Origin of the sequence: Streptomyces sp. NPDC047841 (genome assembly GCF_040704085.1) — a bacterium.
In the GTDB taxonomy this organism is placed as follows: domain Bacteria; phylum Actinomycetota; class Actinomycetes; order Streptomycetales; family Streptomycetaceae; genus Streptomyces; species Streptomyces argyrophylli.
In genome coordinates this window covers 1-19,015 of sequence record NZ_JBEYRP010000014.1, presented here as the reverse complement: position 1 = coordinate 19,015, position 19,015 = coordinate 1, and the positions used below count along the sequence as shown (strand labels likewise).

The window sequence follows — 19,015 nt, the reverse complement described above, 5'->3', positions numbered from 1 at the left end:
GTCCGGCGCCCCTGTCGGTGGCATCGCGTACGGTGGCGTCACACCGGAGATCACTCGGCTCCGGCAGGACGCCGCCCGTGCCGCCGGGAGGCGCGGAGGGGGAGGGCGCGGGATGACCGGGCGAACGGACACGACCGACGTGCTGGTGCTGGGCGGGGCCGGTGTGGACACGGTGATCCCGGTCCCCGAGCTGCCCCTGCCGTACGCCGACAGTTACATGATCGACTCGGGGATCCGCACCCGCGCCGGCCAGACCGGCGACTTCGTCGCGCTCGGACTGGCCGCACTGGGGCTGCGCACCCACCACCTCGACCTGCTCGGCGACGACCCCGAGGGCGGCCTCGTGCGCGCCCTGCACCGCGAGCACGGCATCGCCCTCACCGCACTGCCCCAGCCGGCCGGCACCAAGCGCGCGGTCAATCTCGTCGGCCCGGACGGCCGTCGGCTGTCCCTGTACGACACCAGCCGTGTCCACCCGGACGACCGCTTCCCCGAGGCCCGCCTGCGCGCGCTGGCCGGCGCCAGCCGGCATGTGCACGTGACCATCACCCAGCCCTGCGCGCACGCCCTGCCGGTCCTGCGGGAGACGGGTGTGCCGCTCTCCACCGACCTGCACGACTGGGACGGCGAGAACCCGTACCACGAGCCGTTCGCGTTCACGGCCGACGTCGTCTTCCTGTCGGCCGCCGCCCTGACCGACCCCGAGCGGACCATGCGGCGCATCGCCGAGCGCGGGCGGGCCGGGACCGTCGTCGCCACCGCCGGTGCCAAGGGCGCCCTCCTGCTGGCCGACGGCGAGCTGACCCGGGTACCGGCGGCGGCCCCGCCCGCGCCCGTCGTGGACTCCAACGGCGCGGGCGACGCCTTCGCCGCCGCGTTCCTCTACGGCCGGCTCAGCGGCGAGCCGCCCGAGCGGTGCGCCCGGTACGGCGCGGTCGCGGGCGCCTACGCGTGCACCGTCCCGGCCACCCGCGCGGACGCGATAGGCCGGGACGAGCTGCTGCGCCGGGCGGCGGAACCGAGCCGCTGAGGCGCCGGGGACGCCGGGCCCCCGGGCCCGGGTCAGTGCCCGTGGACGGCGTTCGTCGCCTCGATCTTCTTCCAGGACTTCGGCCGCTCCACCGCCGTACCCGACTTCGCCAGGCCCCGGACCGCCGGCGACGCCGGCTTCTCCGGCTGGAACAGCCAGGTGTCGAACAGCGCGGCCAGCGGCTTGCCGGACACCCGCTCGGCGTACTTCTCGAAGTCGGCGACCGAGGCGTTGCCGTAGGCGTGCTCCTTCGGCCAGCCCTTCAGGATCGCGAAGAACGCGTCGTCACCGATCTCGTTGCGCAGCGCCTGGATGGCGACGGCTCCCCGGTCGTACACGGCGGCGCCGAACTGCTCGTCCGGGCCCGGGTCGCCGGGCTTCACCGTCCAGAAGGCGTCGTCGGCCGGGTGCGAGGCGTACACGTAGTCGGCGAGTTCCTGCGTGGTGCCCTCGCCCTCGTGCTCGGACCACAGCCACTGCGCGTACCGGGCGAAGCCCTCGTTGATCCAGATGTCCTTCCAGCCCTTGACCGACACATCGTCGCCGTACCACTGGTGGGCCAGCTCGTGCACGACCACCGAGGTGTTGGAGCCGTTCGCGAACTGACGCGGGCTGTAGTAGACGCGGGTCTGCGTCTCCAGCGCGTAGCCGGTGGTGGTGTTCGGCACGTAGCCGCCGGCCGAAGCGAACGGATACGGCCCGAAGTAACCGCTCAGCCAGTCCACGATCTCACCGGTGCGCTCCACGCTGGCCCGGGCGGCCCCGTCGTTGTCGCCGAGGTCCTTGCTGTAGGCGTTGACGACGGGCACCCCGCCGTCGGAGGTGCTGGTGGTGATGTCGAACCTGCCGAGCGCGAGCGTGGCCAGATAGGTCGCCTGCGGCTTGTTCTGCCGCCAGTTGTAGCGGGTCCAGCCCAGCTTCGAACTGGTCGACTGGAGCGTGCCGTTGGAGATGGCCTGGGTGCCGTCCGGCACCGCCACCGACACGTCGTAGGTGGCCTTGTCGCTCGGGTGGTCGTTGCTCGGGAACCACCACCAGGCGGCCTCGGGCTCGTCGGCGGCCACCGCGCCGTCCGGCGTGCGGTGCCAGGTGGAGAAGCCGTAGGCGCTCTTCGTCGACGGCACCCCGCTGTAGCGGACCACCACCGTGATCGCGGTGCCCTTGGCCAGCGGGCTCTTCGGGGTGACGACCAGCTCGTGCTGGCCGGACGTCGCGAAGGACGCCTTGGCGCCGTTGACCCGCACCTCGCTCACGTCCAGCAGGAAGTCCAGGTCGAAACTGGACAGGTCCTGGGTGGTCTTCGCCAGGATCGTCGCCGTGCCCTGCAACTCGTCCGTCTTCGGCTGGTACTGCAGCCTCAGGTCGTAGTGCGAGACGTCGTAGCCGCCGTTGCCGTAGTACGGGTAGTAGGGGTCGCCGATGCCCGGTGCGCCGGGGGAGTAACTCGCGGCCGATGCCGGGATCGCCAGCAGGAGGGAGGCCGCCGCGAGCGCGCCCGGTGCGATGATTCTGCGGTGCACGTCAGCTCCAAGTCGTAGGGACGGTGCGTCCGTTCGGAGATCTGTCCGGAGCCTATTCAGTCCCTGTGGCCACTGGCCTGTCCATGGCCCCTACTGTCACACGATCGCCATTCGGCCGTCACGCGCACCGGAAAGCCTTCTTCTGTACGGGCGTTGACCGCAGTACCGTCCGCGCATGCCGAAACGCACGCGCTCCACGATCCGGAGAACGCTCGTCACCGCCGCCGTCACCGCCCTGACGGCCGCCTTCCTCACCCCGGTCGCCGCCGCCGGGGCCGCCGCGCCCCGGGAGAGCAGACCCGTCTACTCCTACGCCGACGCCGTGCGCGAGTCCGTGTGGGTGGACACCGGCCTCGACGAGGACGGCGACGGACGGACCGACCGCGTCGCCGCCGACATCGTCCGGCCCGCCGAACCCGCCCGCGAGGGCCGCAAGGTGCCCGTCATCATGGACGCCAGCCCCTACTACTCCTGCTGCGGACGCGGCAACGAGAGCCAGCGCAAGACGTACGACGCCCAGGGGCACGTCGTCCAGATGCCGCTGTTCTACGACAACTACTTCGTGCCCCGCGGCTACGCCTTCGTCGGCGTCGACCTCGCCGGCACCAACCGCTCCGACGGCTGCGTCGACGTCGGCGGCCGGTCCGACATCCTCTCCGCGAAGGCCGTGGTCGACTGGCTGAACGGCCGCGCCCGGGCTTACACCAGCCGCACCGGCGGCACCCGCGTGACGGCCGGCTGGACCAACGGCCGGACCGGCATGATCGGCAAGAGCTGGGACGGCACCATCGCCAACGGCGTCGCCGCCACCGGCGTCAAGGGCCTGAGGACGATCGTCCCGATCAGCGCGATCTCCTCCTGGTACGACTACTACTTCGCGCAGGGCGCCCCGCTCTACGACGGCGGCCCCGACGACCTGGCCGGCTACGTCCAGAGCGACGACGCGCAGGCCCACTGCGCCGCCGTGCTCAAGAAGCTCGCCGACGGCAGCCCGCGCAGCGGCGACTGGACCCCGCTGTGGACCGGGCGGGACTACGTCAAGGACGCGGCGAAGGTGCGCGCCAGCGTGTTCCTGGTGCACGGCATGCAGGACCTCAACGTCCGCACCCAGCACGTCGGCCCGTGGTGGGACGCCCTCGCCCGGAACGGCGTGCGGCGCAAGATCTGGCTCTCCCAGACCGGGCACGTCGACCCCTTCGACTACCGGCGCGGCGCCTGGGTCGACACCCTGCACCGCTGGTTCGACCACGAACTCCTCGGTTACGACAACGGCGTCGACCGCGAGCCGATGGCCGACATCGAACGCCACCCCGACCAGTGGGTCACCTCCGCCGCCTGGCCCCCGCGCGGCACCCGCGCCGCCGTCCTGCACCCGGCCGCCGGCAGCCGGACCGGCGTCGGCACCCTCGGCCGGCACCGGGGCACCGGCACCGAGAGCTTCACGGACGACCCGGCGCTGAGCGAGACCGACTGGGCCGCGCACCTCACCACGGCCACACCGGAGAAGGCCGGCTTCCTCACGGCGCCCCTCACCCGGGACCTGCGCCTGTCCGGCTCCTCCACCGTCACGGTCACCGCGACCCCGACCACCGGCTCCGCCCATCTGTCCGCCGTGCTGGTCGACGTCGGCCCGGACACCATCCGCGACTACGCCGACCCCGCCGAGGGCATCACCACCCGCACCGAGCGCAGCTGCTGGGGCGGGAGCACGGCCGGGGACAGCGCCTGCTTCAGGGAGACCGCGGCGAAGACGGCCGCCGTCGACCACACCGTGGTCAGCCGGGGCTGGGCCGACCTCGGCCACTACGCCTGGCCGGCCCCGGGCGTCCCGCTCACGCCGGGCAGGGCGTACACCATCACCCTGGACCTCGCGGCCACCGACCACGTCGTCCCCGCGGGGCACCGGCTGGCGCTGATCATCGCCGGTACGGACAAGGATCTCATCGACCCTCCGTCCAGCCGGCCGACGCTCACCGTGGACCTGTCCCGTACGACGGTGAGGGTGCCGGTGGTGGGCGGCGCGGGAGCGTTCGCCCGGGCCGCGTCAGGCAGCGCGGGGGCGCCCGCGCCGAGGGTGCTGGACGGTGTCGGGGCACCGCGTACGGTGCGGCACGTTCCGGTGGGCTGACGGTTCCGCGATCGCGGCCCACCGCGGCGCGCCGGTCGTGGGTGGCCGGCCTTCCGGTTCGGCTGCGGGGTGGCGGGGGCTGGTCGCGCAGTTCCCCGCGCCCCTGAGGGTGGCTGGCCGGTGAGTTCGGCTGCGGGTGACCGGGCGGCGGTTCAGGGGGGCGGGAAGGCCAGGGCGGCCGCCTCCCTCGCGCAGCCCCACGCCACCGTGACGCCCGCGCCGCCGTGGCCGTAGTCGTGCACCAGGACGCGGCCGTCCGGGAGGAGCCGGCGCTCCAGCCGTACCGACTCCCGGGCCGGCCGCAGTCCCACCCGGTGCGCGAGGACGCGCGCGCCGGCGATCTCCGGCCGGACGGCCGCGCAGCGGGCGACGATCGCCTCGGCCGTGGCCGGTTCCGGCTCCAGGGACCACTCGTCCTCCTCGGCCGTGCCGCCCAGGAGCAGCCCGCCCGGCTGCGGGATGAAGTAGGTGGACGCGGCCGAGACGTGGTCGACGGAGGTGAACCAGCCGGTGACGCCCGGGTTCTCCACCACGACCAGCTGCCCGCGCACCGGCCGCACCGCCGGGTCCGGCACCAGGGAGCGGGCCCCGAGGCCCGTGCAGTTGATCACCACCGGGGCGGGCACGGCGGCCAGGCCGGTCACCTCGCGGACCTCCACCGTGCCCCCCGCCTTCTCCAGGCGCTGCCGCAGCCAGGCGAGATGCACCGGCATGTCGATCACCGGCAGCCGCGCCGCCAGCCCTCCGGCCACCGCCCGCAGCCCCGGCACCCGGCCCGCCCACGTGCCCAGCTCGTCCAGCCGGGCCCCCTGGTGCACCCCGTCGACCAGCCGCACCCCCGTCTCCCGCGGCCGGTCCGCCAGCTCCTCGTACACCGCCAGGGACTCCAGCGCCCACGCGCCCACCAGCGGCTCCGGTTCGATGCGGTACGGCCACCACAGGCCGCCGGCGACCGCCGAGGTCGTCCGCTCGGCCGGCTCCCGCGCCCACACCCGCACCCGCCGACCGGACTCGGCCAGCAGCACGGCCGTCGTCAGCCCGGCGATCCCGCTCCCGACCACGATCACTTCGTCACTCGGCTCACTGTCCACGCCAGGACGATAGATCCTGTGCGGCCGGCCGCGTCAGCCCGGGACGCGAGCCGCCGGTGACCGCCGCAGAACGTGGCGGAGACGGGCGCGTGCCGCCACTAGGATCGGCGTCCTGATGACTGCCACCCTCGTTGCCAAGAACCTCGCCGCCGGACATGGCGACCGCTCCCTGTTCGCCGGGCTCGACCTGGTCGTCGCGCCCGGCGACGTGATCGGGCTGGTCGGTGCCAACGGCGCGGGGAAGTCGACCCTGCTGCGGATGCTCGCCGGACTCACCCCGCCCGAGCAGGGCGAACTGCGGCTGTCCCCGCCGGCCGCGACCGTCGGCCACCTGCCGCAGGAGCCGGAACGCCGGCCGGGGGAGACCGTCCGGGAGTTCCTGGCCCGCCGCACCGGGGTCGCCGAGGCCCAGCGGGTGATGGACGAGGCCACCCAGGCGCTGGTCGACGGCGCTCCCGGCGCCGACGACGCCTACGCCGCCGCCCTGGAGCGCTGGCTCGGCCTCGGCGGCGCCGACCTGGAGGAGCGCGCGGAGGAGGTCGCCGACTCCCTCGGCCTGGCGGTGGACCTGGACCAGCCGATGACCGCCCTCTCCGGCGGCCAGGCGGCCCGCGCCGGCCTCGCCTCCCTGTTGCTGTCCCGCTACGACGTCTTCCTCCTGGACGAGCCCACCAACGACCTGGACCTCGACGGCCTGGAGCGTCTGGAGCGGTTCGTCACCGGACTGCGCGCGGGCACGGTCGTCGTCAGCCACGACCGCGAGTTCCTCACCCGCACGGTCACCAAGGTGCTCGAACTCGACCTCGCTCAGGGGCGGATCAATCTCTACGGCGGCGGTTACGCCGGATACCTGGAGGAGCGCGAGGTGGCCCGCCGGCACGCCCGCGAGGGCTACGAGGAGTACGCCGACAAGAAGGCGGCGCTGCAGGACCGTGCCCAGATGCAGCGCGCCTGGATGGACAAGGGCGTGAAGAACGCCCGCCGCAAGGCCGGCGGCGACAACGACAAGATCGGCCGCAAGTTCCGCAGCGAGGCCAGCGAGAAGCAGGCGGCCAAGGCCCGGCAGACCCAGCGCATGATCGAGCGCCTGGACGTGGTGGAGGAGCCGCGCAAGGAGTGGGAACTGCGGATGGAGATCGCGTCCGCGCCCCGCTCGGGCGCGGTCGTGGCGACGCTGCGGGACGCCGAGGTCCGGCGCGGCGACTTCACCTTCGGCCCGGTCTCGTTGCAGATCGACTGGGCGGACCGGATCGCCGTGACGGGGGCCAACGGATCCGGGAAGTCCACGCTGCTCGGCGCGCTGCTGGGCCGCGTCCCGCTCGACTCCGGGCACACGGCCCTCGGCCCCGGGGTCCTGGTCGGCGAGGTCGACCAGGCCCGGGGGCTGTTCCATGGCCCCGAGACCCTGCTGGAGGCGTTCTGCGCCGCCGTACCCGACACCGAACCGGGGGAGGTCCGCACCCTCCTGGCCAAGTTCGGTCTGAAGTCCGCGCACGTGCTGCGCCCGGCCGCGACCCTCTCCCCGGGCGAACGCACCCGCGCCGCGCTCGCCCTGCTCCAGGGCCGGGGCGTCAACCTCCTCGTCCTCGACGAGCCGACGAACCACCTCGACCTGCCGGCGATCGAGCAGCTGGAGTCGGCCCTCGACGGCTACCCGGGCACCCTGCTGCTGGTGACGCACGACCGCCGCATGCTGGACGCGGTCCGGGTGACCCGCCGCCTGGAGGTCGCCGACGGCAAGGTGACGGAACGCTAGGGACCGAACGAAAGGCCGTGGTCCCCGAGCGCCGCGGCCTCTTGCGCCGCCCGCTCGACCCGTCCGAGATGTGCCGGGTCGCGGGGCGCCACGTTGCGGCCGTCACGGCGCTGCCCCACGTCCCCGTCGATCAGCTCGCGCACGACGTCCGCGTGCCCGGCGTGCCGCTGGGTCTCGGCGACCATGTGCGTCAGGACCCGGTGCAGCGTCGTCCCGGCCGGCGCACCGGGCACCCGGCCGACCGCGTCCAGCGGGAGCGCCGCGATGGTCTCGTCGGCCCGGGCGTACGCCCGCCGGTACCCGTCGGTGATGTCCTCGCGGGTCTCGTCGGCCCGCGCCCACAGGTCGGCGTCCGGCTCGGCGTCGCCGGTGATCCACAGGGGCGTACCCGGGAAGGGCCGGCCGAAGGCCGCGCCGAAGTACAGCGCCTCGGCGCCCGTCAGATGCTTCACCAGGCCCAGCAGATTGGTGCCGGTGGGCGTCAGGGGGCGCCTGATGTCGTACTCCGGCAGGCCGTCGAGTTTCCAGAGCAGCGTGTCCCGGGCGTCCTGGAGGTACACCTGGAGGTCGGCCTTGGGATCCGATGTGGTCATGGGACGAGTCTGACGATCAGGTGATCCCTGTCCACCGGGTTTCACGGGTGGCGAGGGGCCGGGCGAGACGCGTCCCGCCCGGCCCGGCCCCGCCCGTCAGCGCTTCTTCGGGTCCAGCAGGCCCGCGCGGCGCAGCGCGTCGGCCATCGCGCCGTTGGCCGGTGCCGGCGCCTGCCGGCCGCCGCGGTCACCGCCGCCCCGGCCCTGCCGCTGGCCGCCGCCGCCCTGACGCTGCTGCGGCGGACGGGCGGCGCCGCGCTGCTGCCGGCCGCCGCCCTGGCCCTGCGGGGCGGCCTCGTCGTCCAGGCGCAGCGTCAGCGCGATCCGCTTGCGCGGGATGTCGACGTCCAGGACCTTCACCTTGACGATGTCTCCGGGCTTCACGACATCGCGCGGGTCCTTGACGAACGACTTCGACATCGCCGACACGTGCACCAGACCGTCCTGGTGGACACCGACGTCCACGAACGCGCCGAAGGCGGCCACGTTGGTGACCACGCCCTCCAGGACCATCCCGGCGGACAGGTCGGCGAGCTTCTCCACGCCTTCCTTGAAGGTGGCCGTCCGGAACGCGGGACGCGGGTCGCGGCCCGGCTTCTCCAGCTCCTTGAGGATGTCCGTGACCGTGGGCAGCCCGAAGGTGTCGTCCACGAAGTCGGCCGGCCGCAGCGAGCGCAGCACGCCCGTGTTGCCGATGAGGGACGCCACCTGCTGGCCCGTGGTCTTCACCATGCGGCGCACCACCGGGTACGCCTCGGGGTGCACGCTGGAGGAGTCCAGCGGGTCGGCGCCGCCGCGGATGCGCAGGAAGCCCGCGCACTGCTCGTACGCCTTGGGGCCGAGCCGCGCCACCTTCTTCAGCTCGGAACGGGACGTGAAGGGGCCGTTCTGGTCGCGGTGCGCGACGATGTTCTCGGCGAGTCCGGCGGAGATGCCCGACACCCGTGCCAGCAGCGGCACGGACGCGGTGTTGACGTCCACGCCGACGCCGTTCACACAGTCCTCCACGACCGCGTCCAGCGACCGGGACAGCTTCACCTCGGACAGGTCGTGCTGGTACTGGCCGACACCGATCGACTTCGGGTCGATCTTCACCAGCTCGGCCAGCGGGTCCTGGAGCCGGCGGGCGATGGAGACCGCGCCGCGCAGCGACACGTCCATGTCCGGCAGCTCCTGCGAGGCGTAGCTCGACGCGGAGTACACCGACGCGCCCGCCTCGGACACCATCACCTTGGTGAGCTTCAGCTCCGGGTGCCCGGCGATGAGTTCACCGGCGAGCTTGTCGGTCTCGCGGGACGCCGTGCCGTTGCCGATCGCGACCAGCTCGACCGCGTGCTCCTTGGCCAGCCGCGCGAGCTTGGCGAGCGCCTCGTCCCACTTGTTGGCCGGGACGTGCGGGTAGATCACGTCCGTGGCGACGACCTTGCCGGTCGCGTCGACCACGGCGACCTTCACGCCCGTGCGGAAACCGGGGTCCAGGCCGAGCGTCGCACGGGTGCCCGCCGGGGCGGCCAGCAGCAGGTCCCGCAGGTTTGCCGCGAACACGTTGACCGCCTCGTCCTCGGCCGCCGTCCGCAGCCGCAGGCGCAGGTCGATCCCCAGGTGGACCAGGACGCGGGTGCGCCAGGCCCAGCGGACCGTGTCCGTCAGCCACTTGTCGGCCGGGCGGCCCCGGTCGGCGATCCCGAACCTCGACGCGATGATCCCCTCGTACGAGGACGGGCCCTCGGTGGCCTCCTCCGGCTCCAGGACGAGGTCCAGGACCTCCTCCTTCTCCCCGCGCAGCATCGCCAGGATCCGGTGCGAGGGCAGCTCGGTGAACGGCTCGGCGAAGTCGAAGTAGTCGGCGAACTTGGCGCCCGCCTCCTCCTTGCCCTCCCGCACCTTCGCGGCCAGCCGCCCGCGCACCCACATGCGTTCGCGCAGCTCGCCGATCAGGTCGGCGTCCTCGGAGAACCGCTCCGTGAGGATCGCCCGCGCGCCCTCCAGCGCGGCCTGCGGGTCGGCGACGCCCTTGCCGGCGTCCACGAACGCGGCGGCGGCCGCCAGCGGTTCGACGGCCGGGTCGCTCAGCAGCCCCTCCGCGAGCGGCTCCAGGCCCGCCTCACGCGCGATCTGCGCCTTGGTGCGCCGCTTGGGCTTGTAGGGCAGGTAGACGTCCTCCAGCCGCGCCTTCGTCTCGGCGCCCCGGATCCGCGCCTCCAGCTCCTCGGTGAGCTTGCCCTGCTCCCGCACCGAGTCGAGGATCGCGGTCCGCCGCTCCTCCAGCTCCCGCAGGTAGCGCAGCCGCTCCTCGATGGTGCGCAGCTGCGCGTCGTCGAGCATCTCGGTCGCTTCCTTGCGGTAGCGAGCGATGAAGGGCACGGTCGAACCGCCGTCGAGCAGTTCCACCGCGGCCCTCACCTGCCGCTCCCGTACGCCTAGCTCCTCGGCGATCCTGCCTTCGATGGACCCTGCTCCGAGGGACCCGGGTGTCGTCACGATCCCGTACCGCCTTCTCCACTGAGGTTGCGCGGCAATTGTGGCAGGTGACACCGGCGACCGGGGATCAGGGCGGTTCCCGGCGAGGCGCCGGGCCCTCGTCCCCCCCGGGTGCCTGCGGACGGCGCGGGAAACCGGGCCGGCGCCCGGCACCCCGAACGCCGTGGCAGAAAAGGTGGGAATTCCGTCGTTGCTGCCGCGCGCGGGGCCACCCAGAATCGAGGCCATGACGCAGCGAACCGTCCTCGTCACCGTCTTCGACGGCGTGCAGAGCCTCGACGTCACCGGCCCCGTGGAGGTGTTCATCGGCGCGGAGAGGCACACCCCGGGCTCGTACCGGATCCGCACGGCCTCCGTGGACGGCGGGCCGGTGCGCACCTCGAGCGGGCTGACCGTCGTACCGGACGGGTCCCTTGCGGACGCGGCCGGTCCGCACACCCTGCTGGTCCCCGGCGGGGAGGGCACCCGCGACCCCGATCCGCGGCTGGTGGAGTGGTTGCGCGCACACGGCCCGCGGGCCCGGCGCCTGGTCTCCGTCTGCACCGGCGCGATCCCGCTGGCGCGGGCCGGACTCCTGGACGGCCGGCGCGTCACGACGCACTGGGCGTACTGCGGCGAACTCGCCCGGGACCACCCCGCCGTCCGGGTCGACCCCGACCCGGTCTTCGTCCGGGACGGGCACGTGGCCACCTCCGCCGGGGTCACCGCGGGCATCGACCTCGCCCTGGCGCTGGTGGAGGAGGACCTGGGCCGGCAGGTGGCGCTGACCGTCGCCCGCCATCTCGTGGTGTTCCTGCGCAGACCGGGCAACCAGGCCCAGTTCAGCGCCCAGCTGGCCGTCCAGACGGCCCGCCGGGAGCCCCTCCGGGACGTCCAGCAGTGGATCACCGAACACCCGGACGGCGACCTCGGCGTCGAGGCGCTGGCCGCCCGCGCCGCCCTCTCCCCGCGCCACTTCGCCCGCGCCTTCCGGGCGGAGACCGGCATGACACCGGGCCGGTACGTCGACCGGGTCCGCCTCGAACACGCGCGCCGCCTGCTGGAGGACACCACCGACGGCATCGAACGGATCTCCCGCGCCAGCGGCTACGGCACACCGGAGGCGATGCGCCGCGCCTTCCTGCGCACCCTCGGGGCCTCCCCGGCCGAGTACCGCCGCCGCTTCCGCCCCGCCCCCGTCGTCTGACGGCCCCTCGACCTCCCTACGGGACATGCGAGACAAGGGAACGCCATGCAGATCGCCATCGTGCTCTACGACCGCTTCACCGCCCTCGACGCCGTCGGACCCTACGAGACCCTCGGCCGGCTCCCCGGCTCCGAGACCGTGTTCATCGCCGAGCGGACCGGGCCCGTGCGCACCGACACCGGGAACCTGGCGCTCACCGCCGACCGCACCCTCGCCGAGGTGCCGTCCCCGGACCTGGTGATCGTGCCGGGCGGTCCCGGGCAGAGCGAGCAGATGGAGAACACCGCCCTGCTGGACTGGCTGCGCGCGGCGGACGCCACCAGCACCTGGACCACCTCGGTGTGCACGGGCTCGCTGCTGCTGGCCGCCGCCGGGCTGCTGCGCGGCCGCCGCGCCACCTCGCACTGGCTGGCGCTGGACCTGCTGCGCGGCTTCGGGGCCGAGCCGACGGGGGAGCGGGTGGTCGTGGACGGCAAGTACGTCACGGCGGCCGGCGTGTCGTCCGGCATCGACATGGGCCTGACCCTCCTCGGCGCCATCGCCGGCGACGAACACGCCCAGTCCGTCCAGCTGCTGACCGAGTACGACCCCCAGCCGCCGTACGACGCCGGTTCGCCGGAGAAGGCGCCCGCGCACCTCGTCGAGAAGTGGCGTGCCGCGAGCCGCTTCACCCCGGCGCGGACACGCTCCAGGTGAAGCGCGGCTGCCGGCGCTCCAGGAACGCGGCGACCCCCTCCGCGACGTCGCCGCTGCCGCGCGCCTCGGCGGCCCAGTGGGCGTCACGGTCGGTGCGGCCGGCGGCGAACTCCTTGGCGGCGGCCTGGGTGAGCTGCGAACGGGACACCAGGACCCGGGTCAGCTCCGCGACCCGCTTGTCCAGTTCGCCCTCGGGCAGCACCTCGTCCACCAGGCCGGTGCGCAGCGCCCGCCCGGTGTCGATCAACTCGGCCGTGAACAGCAGGTACTTGGCCGTGGCCGGCCCGACCAGGGACACCAGCCGGCGGGTCGAGGAGGCCGGATAGACGACACCGAGCCGCGCCGGCGTCACCCCGAACAGCGCTCCCTCCTCCGCCAGCCGCAGGTCACAGGCCGCCGCGAGCTGTGCCCCACCGCCCACGCAGTGGCCGCGCACCGCGGCGACGGTCGGCTTGGGGAACGCGGCCAGGGCTTCCTCGGCGGCCACGGCGAGGGCCGGTGCCTCCTGCGGTGCGTCCCGGAGCGTGGAGATGTCGGCGCCCGCGCAGAAGGTCCCGCCCTCACCGGTCAGGACCAGCGCCCGCACCCCGGGGTCACGGGCCAGCGCGTCCAGCAGCGGGGGGAGGGCCCGCCACATCGCGGTCGTCATGGCGTTGCGCTTGGCGGGATGGCGGATCACCACGGTGGCGACGGAGTCGGTGACCTGGTGGGACAGCTGGGGCTCCATGCGGGGATCGTAGCGTCGGCCTCGTACAACCCGACTAGTTCGGGAACCGGCGCATGGGGGGCAGGAACAGTCCGGACCACGACCAGGTCATGCGAAGTCGGTCAAAAACCGTTCGATACCTGCCGACTTCTGTTCAGGCATCCGGACCGGAGCGGATCGTTACCAACACTCGACGTGTGGTGACAATCGAGCGCGAGGGTGGCGACCGGACGATGGACAACCACGGGCGCGAGGACGGTCCGCGCCCAGCGGGGGGCGGCGGCGACAGCCCGCCGGATCCACTGCCGTACGAAGGCGTCTGGCGATTCACCGCGGCCGCGGTGGACGCCTCGGTCCCGCAGGCCCGGCACGCGGTGCGGGACCTGCTGCTGCGCCAGGGGGTGCCGGTCTCCGACGACCTGGTGCACGGGCTGCTGCTGATCGTCTCCGAGCTGGTCACCAACGCGGTCCGGCACGCGGCGCTGCTGTCGCCCGTGCTGGCCGTGGAGGTGGCCGTCGGAGCCGAGTGGGTGCGGGTGTCCGTGGAGGACAACCACCCCTACCGGCCGACGGCCCTGGAGGCCGACCACGGCCGGACCGGCGGCCGGGGGCTCCTCCTGGTCCGCGAGGTGGCGCGGGAGGCCGGCGGGGTGGTCGACGTGGAGCACACCGCGAGCGGCGGCAAGGTGATCTGGGCCGCGCTCCCGCTGAAGCCCCCCTCCCTGCCGTAGCGCCCGCCGGCCGCCCCCTGCCGGCCACGGGACCGCCGCACCGCCGTGGCGGTCACCAGCCGGCGGACGGGCCCGTCAGCTCCCTGATCGCCGGGCGGGCGGCGTCCAGGACGGTCATGAACCAGGCCGAGAACGGCTCCCGGGCGTGCCGCTTGGCCAGCTCGGCCGCCGTCACGAAGGCGACCTCGGCGACCTCCTCCGGGTCCGGTCCGAGCGGCGCCTGCACCAGGCCGACGAAGAGGTGGTTGAACTCCTGCTCCACCAGGCCGGAGGCGGGGTCCGGGTGGTTGTAACGGACCGTGCCGGCCTCCCCGAGCAGCGACGGCGACACGCCCAGCTCCTCGAACGTGCGCCGGGCCGCCGCCGCGAACGGCGCCTCGCCCGGGTACGGGTGACCGCAGCAGGTGTTGGACCACACACCGGGGGAGTGGTACTTGCCGAGCGCCCGCTGCTGGAGCAGCAGCCGGCCCTGCTCGTCGAAGAGGAACACCGAGAACGCCCGGTGCAGCCGCCCCGGCGGCTGGTGGGCGGCGAGCTTCTCCGCCGTACCGATCGTCACACCCTTCTCGTCGACCAGTTCCAGCAAAATCGCCTCTGCGGTGCCCTCCGACGAGCTCTGCGTCGCGGTGGCAGGTGTGATCGGCATACCCATCCTTCGCCTCGGTCTTCGCACCCCAAGTCTGCCGTACGAATCCGGCACTCCCGGCACGTCCCGCACGTCCGCGCGCGGCGCGGCACCGGGAGCCGGACCCGGTAGATCATCGTGCCCGGAGCCGGCCGCGGGGAACCGTCCGGGGGTGCGCCGAACGGCAGTGCGTGCGGTCAGTGGCACAGCCGCGCTTCGTGCTCCGCGTGCCCGCCCGGCTCCAGCTGGAAGGTGCAGTGCTCCACGTCGAAGTGGTCGCCCAGGCACCCCTGGAGTTCGTGCAGGATCTTCTCGTGCCCGGTGGCGTTCAGCACCTCGGAGCTGACCACCACGTGCGCCGACAGCACCGGCATGCCCGAGGTGATCGTCCAGGCGTGCAGGTCGTGGACGTCCTCCACGCCGTCGAGGGCCAGGATGTGCGTCCGCACGTCCGCCATGTCGACGCCCTTGGGAGCCGCCTCCAGCAGCACGTCCAGCGTCTCGCGCAGCAGCTTCAGCGTCCGCGGCACGATCATCAGCCCGATGACCAGCGAGGCGACCGGGTCCGCCGCCTGCCAGCCGGTGGTCAGGATCACCGCGGCCGAGATCAGCACCGCGACCGAGCCCAGCGCGTCCGCGGCCACCTCCAGGAAGGCGCCGCGCACGTTCAGGCTCTCCTTCTGCCCGCGCATCAGCAGCACCAGCGAGACGGAGTTCGCCACCAGGCCGATCAGGCCGAACACGACCATCAGGCCGCCCCGGGTCTGCGCGGGCTCCATGAACCGCTGGACCGCCTCGTAGAGGACGTATCCGCCCACCCCGAGCAGCAGCAGACAGTTGGCCAGGGCCGCGAGGATCTCGGCGCGGGCGTAGCCGTAGGTGCGGTTGGTGCTCGCCGGACGGTTCGCGAAGTGCACGGCGAGCAGGGCCATGCCGAGGCCCACCGCGTCGGTGGCCATGTGCGCCGCGTCCGCGATCAGCGCGAGCGAGTCCGCGATCAGGCCGCCGGCGATCTCGACGACCATCACCAGGAGCGTGATGCCCAGCGCGATCCTCAGCCGGCCCCGGTACGCGGCCGTGGCCGTACCCGTGGCCGGCGCGTGGGAGTGCGCGTGCCCGTGGTCGTGCCCTGCCCCCATGACTACCACCTTCCGTAGGGCTGCCCGGAGGGCCCAGTGAACTACGGGGAGGGGGTATGGGGCAACGCGGCACTGAACACCGTTGTCATGTGCTGTGACCTGCGGAAACGTTCCGCAGGTCAGGGCGCCGGGGGCCGCGTCAGCCGCCGTGGTGCAGCCGCCAGCCCGCCCACGCCGACTCGATCGTCTCCCGCACTCCGCGCCGGGCCCGCCAGCCCAGTGCCTCGGCGGCCCGCTCCGCCGAGGCCACCGCGCGCGGGGCGTCACCGGGGCGGCGCTCCTCCACCACGGGCGCCCGGCGGTCCCCGCTGACCTCCCCGATGACCGTGATCAGCTCGCGCACCGAGACGCCCTCGCCCCGGCCGATGTTCAGCGTCAGATCACCGGTGAGGTCCCCGGCGGCCAGCCTGCGGGCCGCCGCAAGGTGCGCGTCCGCCAGGTCGGCGACGTGGATGTAGTCCCTGACGCAGGTGCCGTCCGGCGTCGGGTAGTCGTCGCCGAAGATGCGCGGGGCCTCGCCCCGGGTGAGCCGGTCGAAGACCATCGGCACGATGTTGAAGACGCCCGTGTCCGCCAGCTCCGGCGCCGCGGCGCCGGCCACGTTGAAATAGCGCAGGCACACGGTGGAGATCCCGTGCGCCCGCCCCGCCGCCCGCACCAGCCACTCACCGGCCAGCTTGGTCTCGCCGTACGGGTTCACCGGGACGCACGGGGTGTCCTCGGTGATCAGGTCCACGTCCGGGTTGCCGTACACCGCCGCCGACGACGAGAACAGCAGCCGGCCGATGCCCGCCTCGGCCACCGCGTCCAGGAGCGTGGCCAGCCCTCCCACGTTCTCCCGGTAGTAGCGGGTCGGCTGGGCCACCGACTCCGCGACCTGCTTGCGCGCCGCGAGATGGACGACACCCGTCACGCCGTGCTCCGCGAAGACCCGCTTCAGCAGCGCCCCGTCCAGCGTCGATCCCTGGACCAGCGGCACCTCGGCCGGGAGCCGCGCGGGCACGGCGGCCGACAGGTCGTCCAGCGCCACGACGCTCTCCCCGGCACCCGCCAGGGCCCGGGCCACATGTGCTCCGATGTATCCGGCTCCGCCGGTGATCAGCCACGTCATGGTCGTCCACCCTATGCCGAACGCCCCGGTGTCCCGGTTGCCCGGGTCTGCCCCACGGGTTTGTGGGCCGGCCCCCGCATCCCCGATGATGATCGCGGCGAAGGCCGGGGCAGCCCCCGTGGGCCGGACCGTGAACGGCCGGTGAACACCGGCTCCGGACCATCCGATACCCTCTGCCGACATGCCGCCCGGGTGCCGCAGGCAGGGCGCCCCACGATGCGAGAGACCGGCGCCCGCGCGCCGGCACCCAGGGAGTGAGTTTCGGTTGCCGACCGCCATCGTCACCGGTCAGCCGGTCCCCGGATCGTCACTGGAGAGCGATCTGCGGTCCCTCGGCTTCGACGTGCGCGTGGCCGCCGGCGCCGCCGAGACGGAGTCCCTGCTCGCGGCCGTGCCGGCCGACCGGCGGGTGGCCCTGGTCGACGCCCGTTTCGTCGGCCACCTCCACGCGCTGCGCCTCGGCCTGACCGACCCGCGCTTCCCGCTCGCCGCCGTGCCCGGTGCCGTCACCGCCCAGCCGGCCGCCCGGCAGGCGCTCGCCCGGGCCGTGGCCCGCGAGGCCGCCGCGCCCGTCGGTACGGCCACCGCGCACGCGGCCGGGGGCGGCGCCCCCGCGCTCGCCCTGGACAGCCTCGCCGACCGCGTCGCCGGCACCCTGGACGCCGACGGCGGCGCGGTGCACCGGCCCGAGCTGGGCAGCCTGGTCGCCGCCGTGCCCGCCGACCCGCAGGCCCGCAACGAGGCCCGGCAGGCCGTCTCCGCCGTCGACGACGAGGCCGTCCGCCTGAAGTCGGCCGTGAAGTCCCGGGACGGCTTCTTCACCACGTTCTTCATCAGCCCCTACTCGCGCTACCTCGCCCGCTGGTGCGCCCGTCGCGGCCTGACCCCCAACCAGGTCACCACGGCCTCGCTGCTCACCGCCCTGATAGCGGCCGGCTGTGCGGCGACCGGCACCCGGGGCGGCTTCGTGGCGGCCGGGGTGCTGCTGATCGCCTCCTTCGTCCTGGACTGCACCGACGGCCAGCTCGCCCGCTACGCCCTGAAGTACTCCACCCTCGGCGCCTGGCTGGACGCCACCTTCGACCGGGCCAAGGAGTACGCCTACTACGCCGGCCTCGCCCTCGGGGCGGCCCGCGGCGGCGACGACGTGTGGGCCCTCGCCCTCGGCGCGATGATCCTCCAGACCTGCCGGCACGTGGTCGACTTCTCCTTCAACGAGGCCAACCACGACGCCACCGCCAACACCAGCCCCACCGCCGCCCTCTCCGACAAGCTCGACAGCGTCGGCTGGACCGTGTGGCTGCGCCGGATGATCGTGCTGCCGATCGGCGAGCGCTGGGCGATGATCGCGGTCCTCACCGCGGTCACCACCCCCCGGATCACCTTCTACGTCCTGCTCGCCGGCTGCGCCTTCGCGGCGGCGTACACCACGGCGGGCCGGGTGCTGCGCTCGGTGACCCGCAAGGCGCGGCGCACTGACCGGGCGGCGCAGGCCCTCGCCGACCTCGCCGACCCGGGCCCGCTCGCCGGGGTGGTGCGGCGCGTGGCCGGCAAGGGCCTGCCCGGGTTCGCCGTGCCCGCCGTCGCCCTGCTCGGCGGCGCCGTGGTCGTGGCCTGCTCGGCCCTCACGGACTTCGGCGGGCCGCTGCCCGTCGCCGGCGCCGTCGTGTACGTCCTCACCTCGGCCCTCGCCGTCGCCCGCCCCCTCAAGGGCGCCCTCGACTGGCTCGTCCCGCCCTTCTTCCGGGCCGCCGAGTACGGAACCGTCCTCGCCCTGGCCGGTGAAGCGCACGTGAACGGGGCCCTTCCGGCGGCTTTCGGCCTGGTGGCGGCCGTCGCCTACCATCACTACGACACGGTGTACCGCATCCGCGGCAACGCCGGAGCGCCCCCGGCCTGGCTGGTGCGCTCCATCGGGGGGCACGACGGGCGGACCCTGCTCGTCACCGTTCTGGCCGCGGTACTCACCGGTGCGCAGTTCACTGTCGCGCTCACCGTCCTCGCCGTGGCCGTCGCCCTGGTGGTGCTCGCCGAGAGCATCCGCTTCTGGGTGTCCGCCGGGGCGCCCGCCGTACACGACGAAGGAGAAACCGCATGATCGGCCTCGTGCTGGCGGCCGGCGCCGGACGCCGTCTGCGCCCCTACACCGACACCCTGCCCAAGGCTCTGGTGCCGGTGGGTCCCGAGGGCGCGGAGGAGTCCCTGACGGTCCTGGACCTCAC

At 73.8% G+C, this 19,015-nt stretch carries 16 protein-coding genes; 8 read left to right on the top strand and 8 right to left on the bottom strand.

All coding sequences use genetic code 11. The features are described 5' to 3' along the window. Positions 1-112: 112 nt before the first annotated feature. Positions 113-1,030: a PfkB family carbohydrate kinase gene (locus AB0947_RS23865; RefSeq protein WP_366752366.1), complete on the top strand. Its 918-nt coding sequence runs from the start codon at positions 113-115 to the stop codon at positions 1,028-1,030. 32 nt (positions 1,031-1,062) lie between these two features. Here the strand turns inward: AB0947_RS23865 and AB0947_RS23860 are convergent, their stop codons facing one another. Beyond that, positions 1,063-2,550 carry a M1 family metallopeptidase gene (locus AB0947_RS23860; RefSeq protein WP_366752365.1) on the bottom strand — a complete coding sequence of 496 codons (1,488 nt, stop codon included), beginning with the start codon at positions 2,548-2,550 and terminating at the stop codon, positions 1,063-1,065. Between the two features lie 175 nt (positions 2,551-2,725). On the opposite strand from AB0947_RS23860, the gene AB0947_RS23855 reads away from it, so the two are divergent. Then, a complete protein-coding gene (locus AB0947_RS23855; protein WP_366752364.1) occupies positions 2,726-4,678 on the top strand; it encodes a Xaa-Pro dipeptidyl-peptidase in 1,953 nt (650 codons plus the stop codon). Positions 4,679-4,830: 152 nt separating this feature from the next. Here AB0947_RS23855 and AB0947_RS23850 read toward each other — a convergent pair whose 3' ends face one another. Beyond that, positions 4,831-5,745, bottom strand: a complete 915-nt coding sequence (locus AB0947_RS23850; protein WP_366752607.1) for an FAD-dependent oxidoreductase — start codon at positions 5,743-5,745, stop codon at positions 4,831-4,833. Positions 5,746-5,884: 139 nt separating this feature from the next. Between AB0947_RS23850 and AB0947_RS23845 the strand changes: the two genes are divergently transcribed. Continuing rightward, on the top strand, positions 5,885-7,525 hold the full coding sequence (locus tag AB0947_RS23845; protein WP_366752363.1) for an ABC-F family ATP-binding cassette domain-containing protein: 1,641 nt from the start codon (positions 5,885-5,887) through the stop codon (positions 7,523-7,525). Here the strand turns inward: AB0947_RS23845 and AB0947_RS23840 are convergent. Together AB0947_RS23840 and AB0947_RS23835 are read right to left on the bottom strand one after the other, a co-directional pair. Next, positions 7,522-8,118, bottom strand: a complete 597-nt coding sequence (locus AB0947_RS23840; RefSeq protein ID WP_366752362.1) for a DinB family protein — start codon at positions 8,116-8,118, stop codon at positions 7,522-7,524. The genes AB0947_RS23845 and AB0947_RS23840 overlap by 4 nt on opposite strands. A gap of 96 nt (positions 8,119-8,214) precedes the next feature. After that, entirely contained in the window at positions 8,215-10,599 is a 2,385-nt protein-coding gene (locus tag AB0947_RS23835; RefSeq protein ID WP_366752361.1) for a Tex family protein, read from the bottom strand. 226 nt (positions 10,600-10,825) lie between these two features. On the opposite strand from AB0947_RS23835, the gene AB0947_RS23830 reads away from it, so the two are divergent. Continuing rightward, a complete protein-coding gene (locus AB0947_RS23830; protein ID WP_366752360.1) occupies positions 10,826-11,785 on the top strand; it encodes a GlxA family transcriptional regulator in 960 nt (319 codons plus the stop codon). 45 nt (positions 11,786-11,830) lie between these two features. After that, positions 11,831-12,481, top strand: a complete 651-nt coding sequence (locus AB0947_RS23825) for a DJ-1/PfpI family protein (protein ID WP_366752359.1) — start codon at positions 11,831-11,833, stop codon at positions 12,479-12,481. On the opposite strand, the gene AB0947_RS23820 is transcribed toward AB0947_RS23825, so the two are convergent. Beyond that, entirely contained in the window at positions 12,453-13,208 is a 756-nt protein-coding gene (locus tag AB0947_RS23820) for an enoyl-CoA hydratase/isomerase family protein (RefSeq protein WP_366752358.1), read from the bottom strand. The genes AB0947_RS23825 and AB0947_RS23820 overlap by 29 nt on opposite strands. 212 nt (positions 13,209-13,420) lie before the next feature. Between AB0947_RS23820 and AB0947_RS23815 the strand changes: the two genes are divergently transcribed. After that, a complete protein-coding gene (locus tag AB0947_RS23815; protein ID WP_366752606.1) occupies positions 13,421-13,918 on the top strand; it encodes an ATP-binding protein in 498 nt (165 codons plus the stop codon). A gap of 52 nt (positions 13,919-13,970) precedes the next feature. Here the strand turns inward: AB0947_RS23815 and idi are convergent, their stop codons facing one another. From idi to galE, 3 genes are all read right to left on the bottom strand, one after another. Next, positions 13,971-14,564: an isopentenyl-diphosphate Delta-isomerase gene (gene idi / locus AB0947_RS23810; RefSeq protein WP_366752357.1), complete on the bottom strand. Its 594-nt coding sequence runs from the start codon at positions 14,562-14,564 to the stop codon at positions 13,971-13,973. A 176-nt stretch (positions 14,565-14,740) separates the two neighbouring features. Then, positions 14,741-15,682 (bottom strand): cation diffusion facilitator family transporter, encoded by a 942-nt coding sequence (locus AB0947_RS23805; RefSeq protein ID WP_366752356.1) that lies wholly within the window; start codon positions 15,680-15,682, stop codon positions 14,741-14,743. A 139-nt stretch (positions 15,683-15,821) separates the two neighbouring features. Continuing rightward, positions 15,822-16,793: a UDP-glucose 4-epimerase GalE gene (gene galE, locus AB0947_RS23800; RefSeq protein WP_366752355.1), complete on the bottom strand. Its 972-nt coding sequence runs from the start codon at positions 16,791-16,793 to the stop codon at positions 15,822-15,824. 265 nt (positions 16,794-17,058) lie between these two features. On the opposite strand from galE, the gene AB0947_RS23795 reads away from it, so the two are divergent. Together AB0947_RS23795 and AB0947_RS23790 are read left to right on the top strand one after the other, a co-directional pair. Continuing rightward, positions 17,059-18,891 carry a DUF5941 domain-containing protein gene (locus tag AB0947_RS23795; RefSeq protein WP_366752354.1) on the top strand — a complete coding sequence of 611 codons (1,833 nt, stop codon included), beginning with the start codon at positions 17,059-17,061 and terminating at the stop codon, positions 18,889-18,891. Next, positions 18,888-19,015: sugar phosphate nucleotidyltransferase (locus AB0947_RS23790; RefSeq protein WP_366750616.1), on the top strand; the 128-nt coding region annotated here is incomplete at its 3' end. The genes AB0947_RS23795 and AB0947_RS23790, both read left to right, overlap by 4 nt.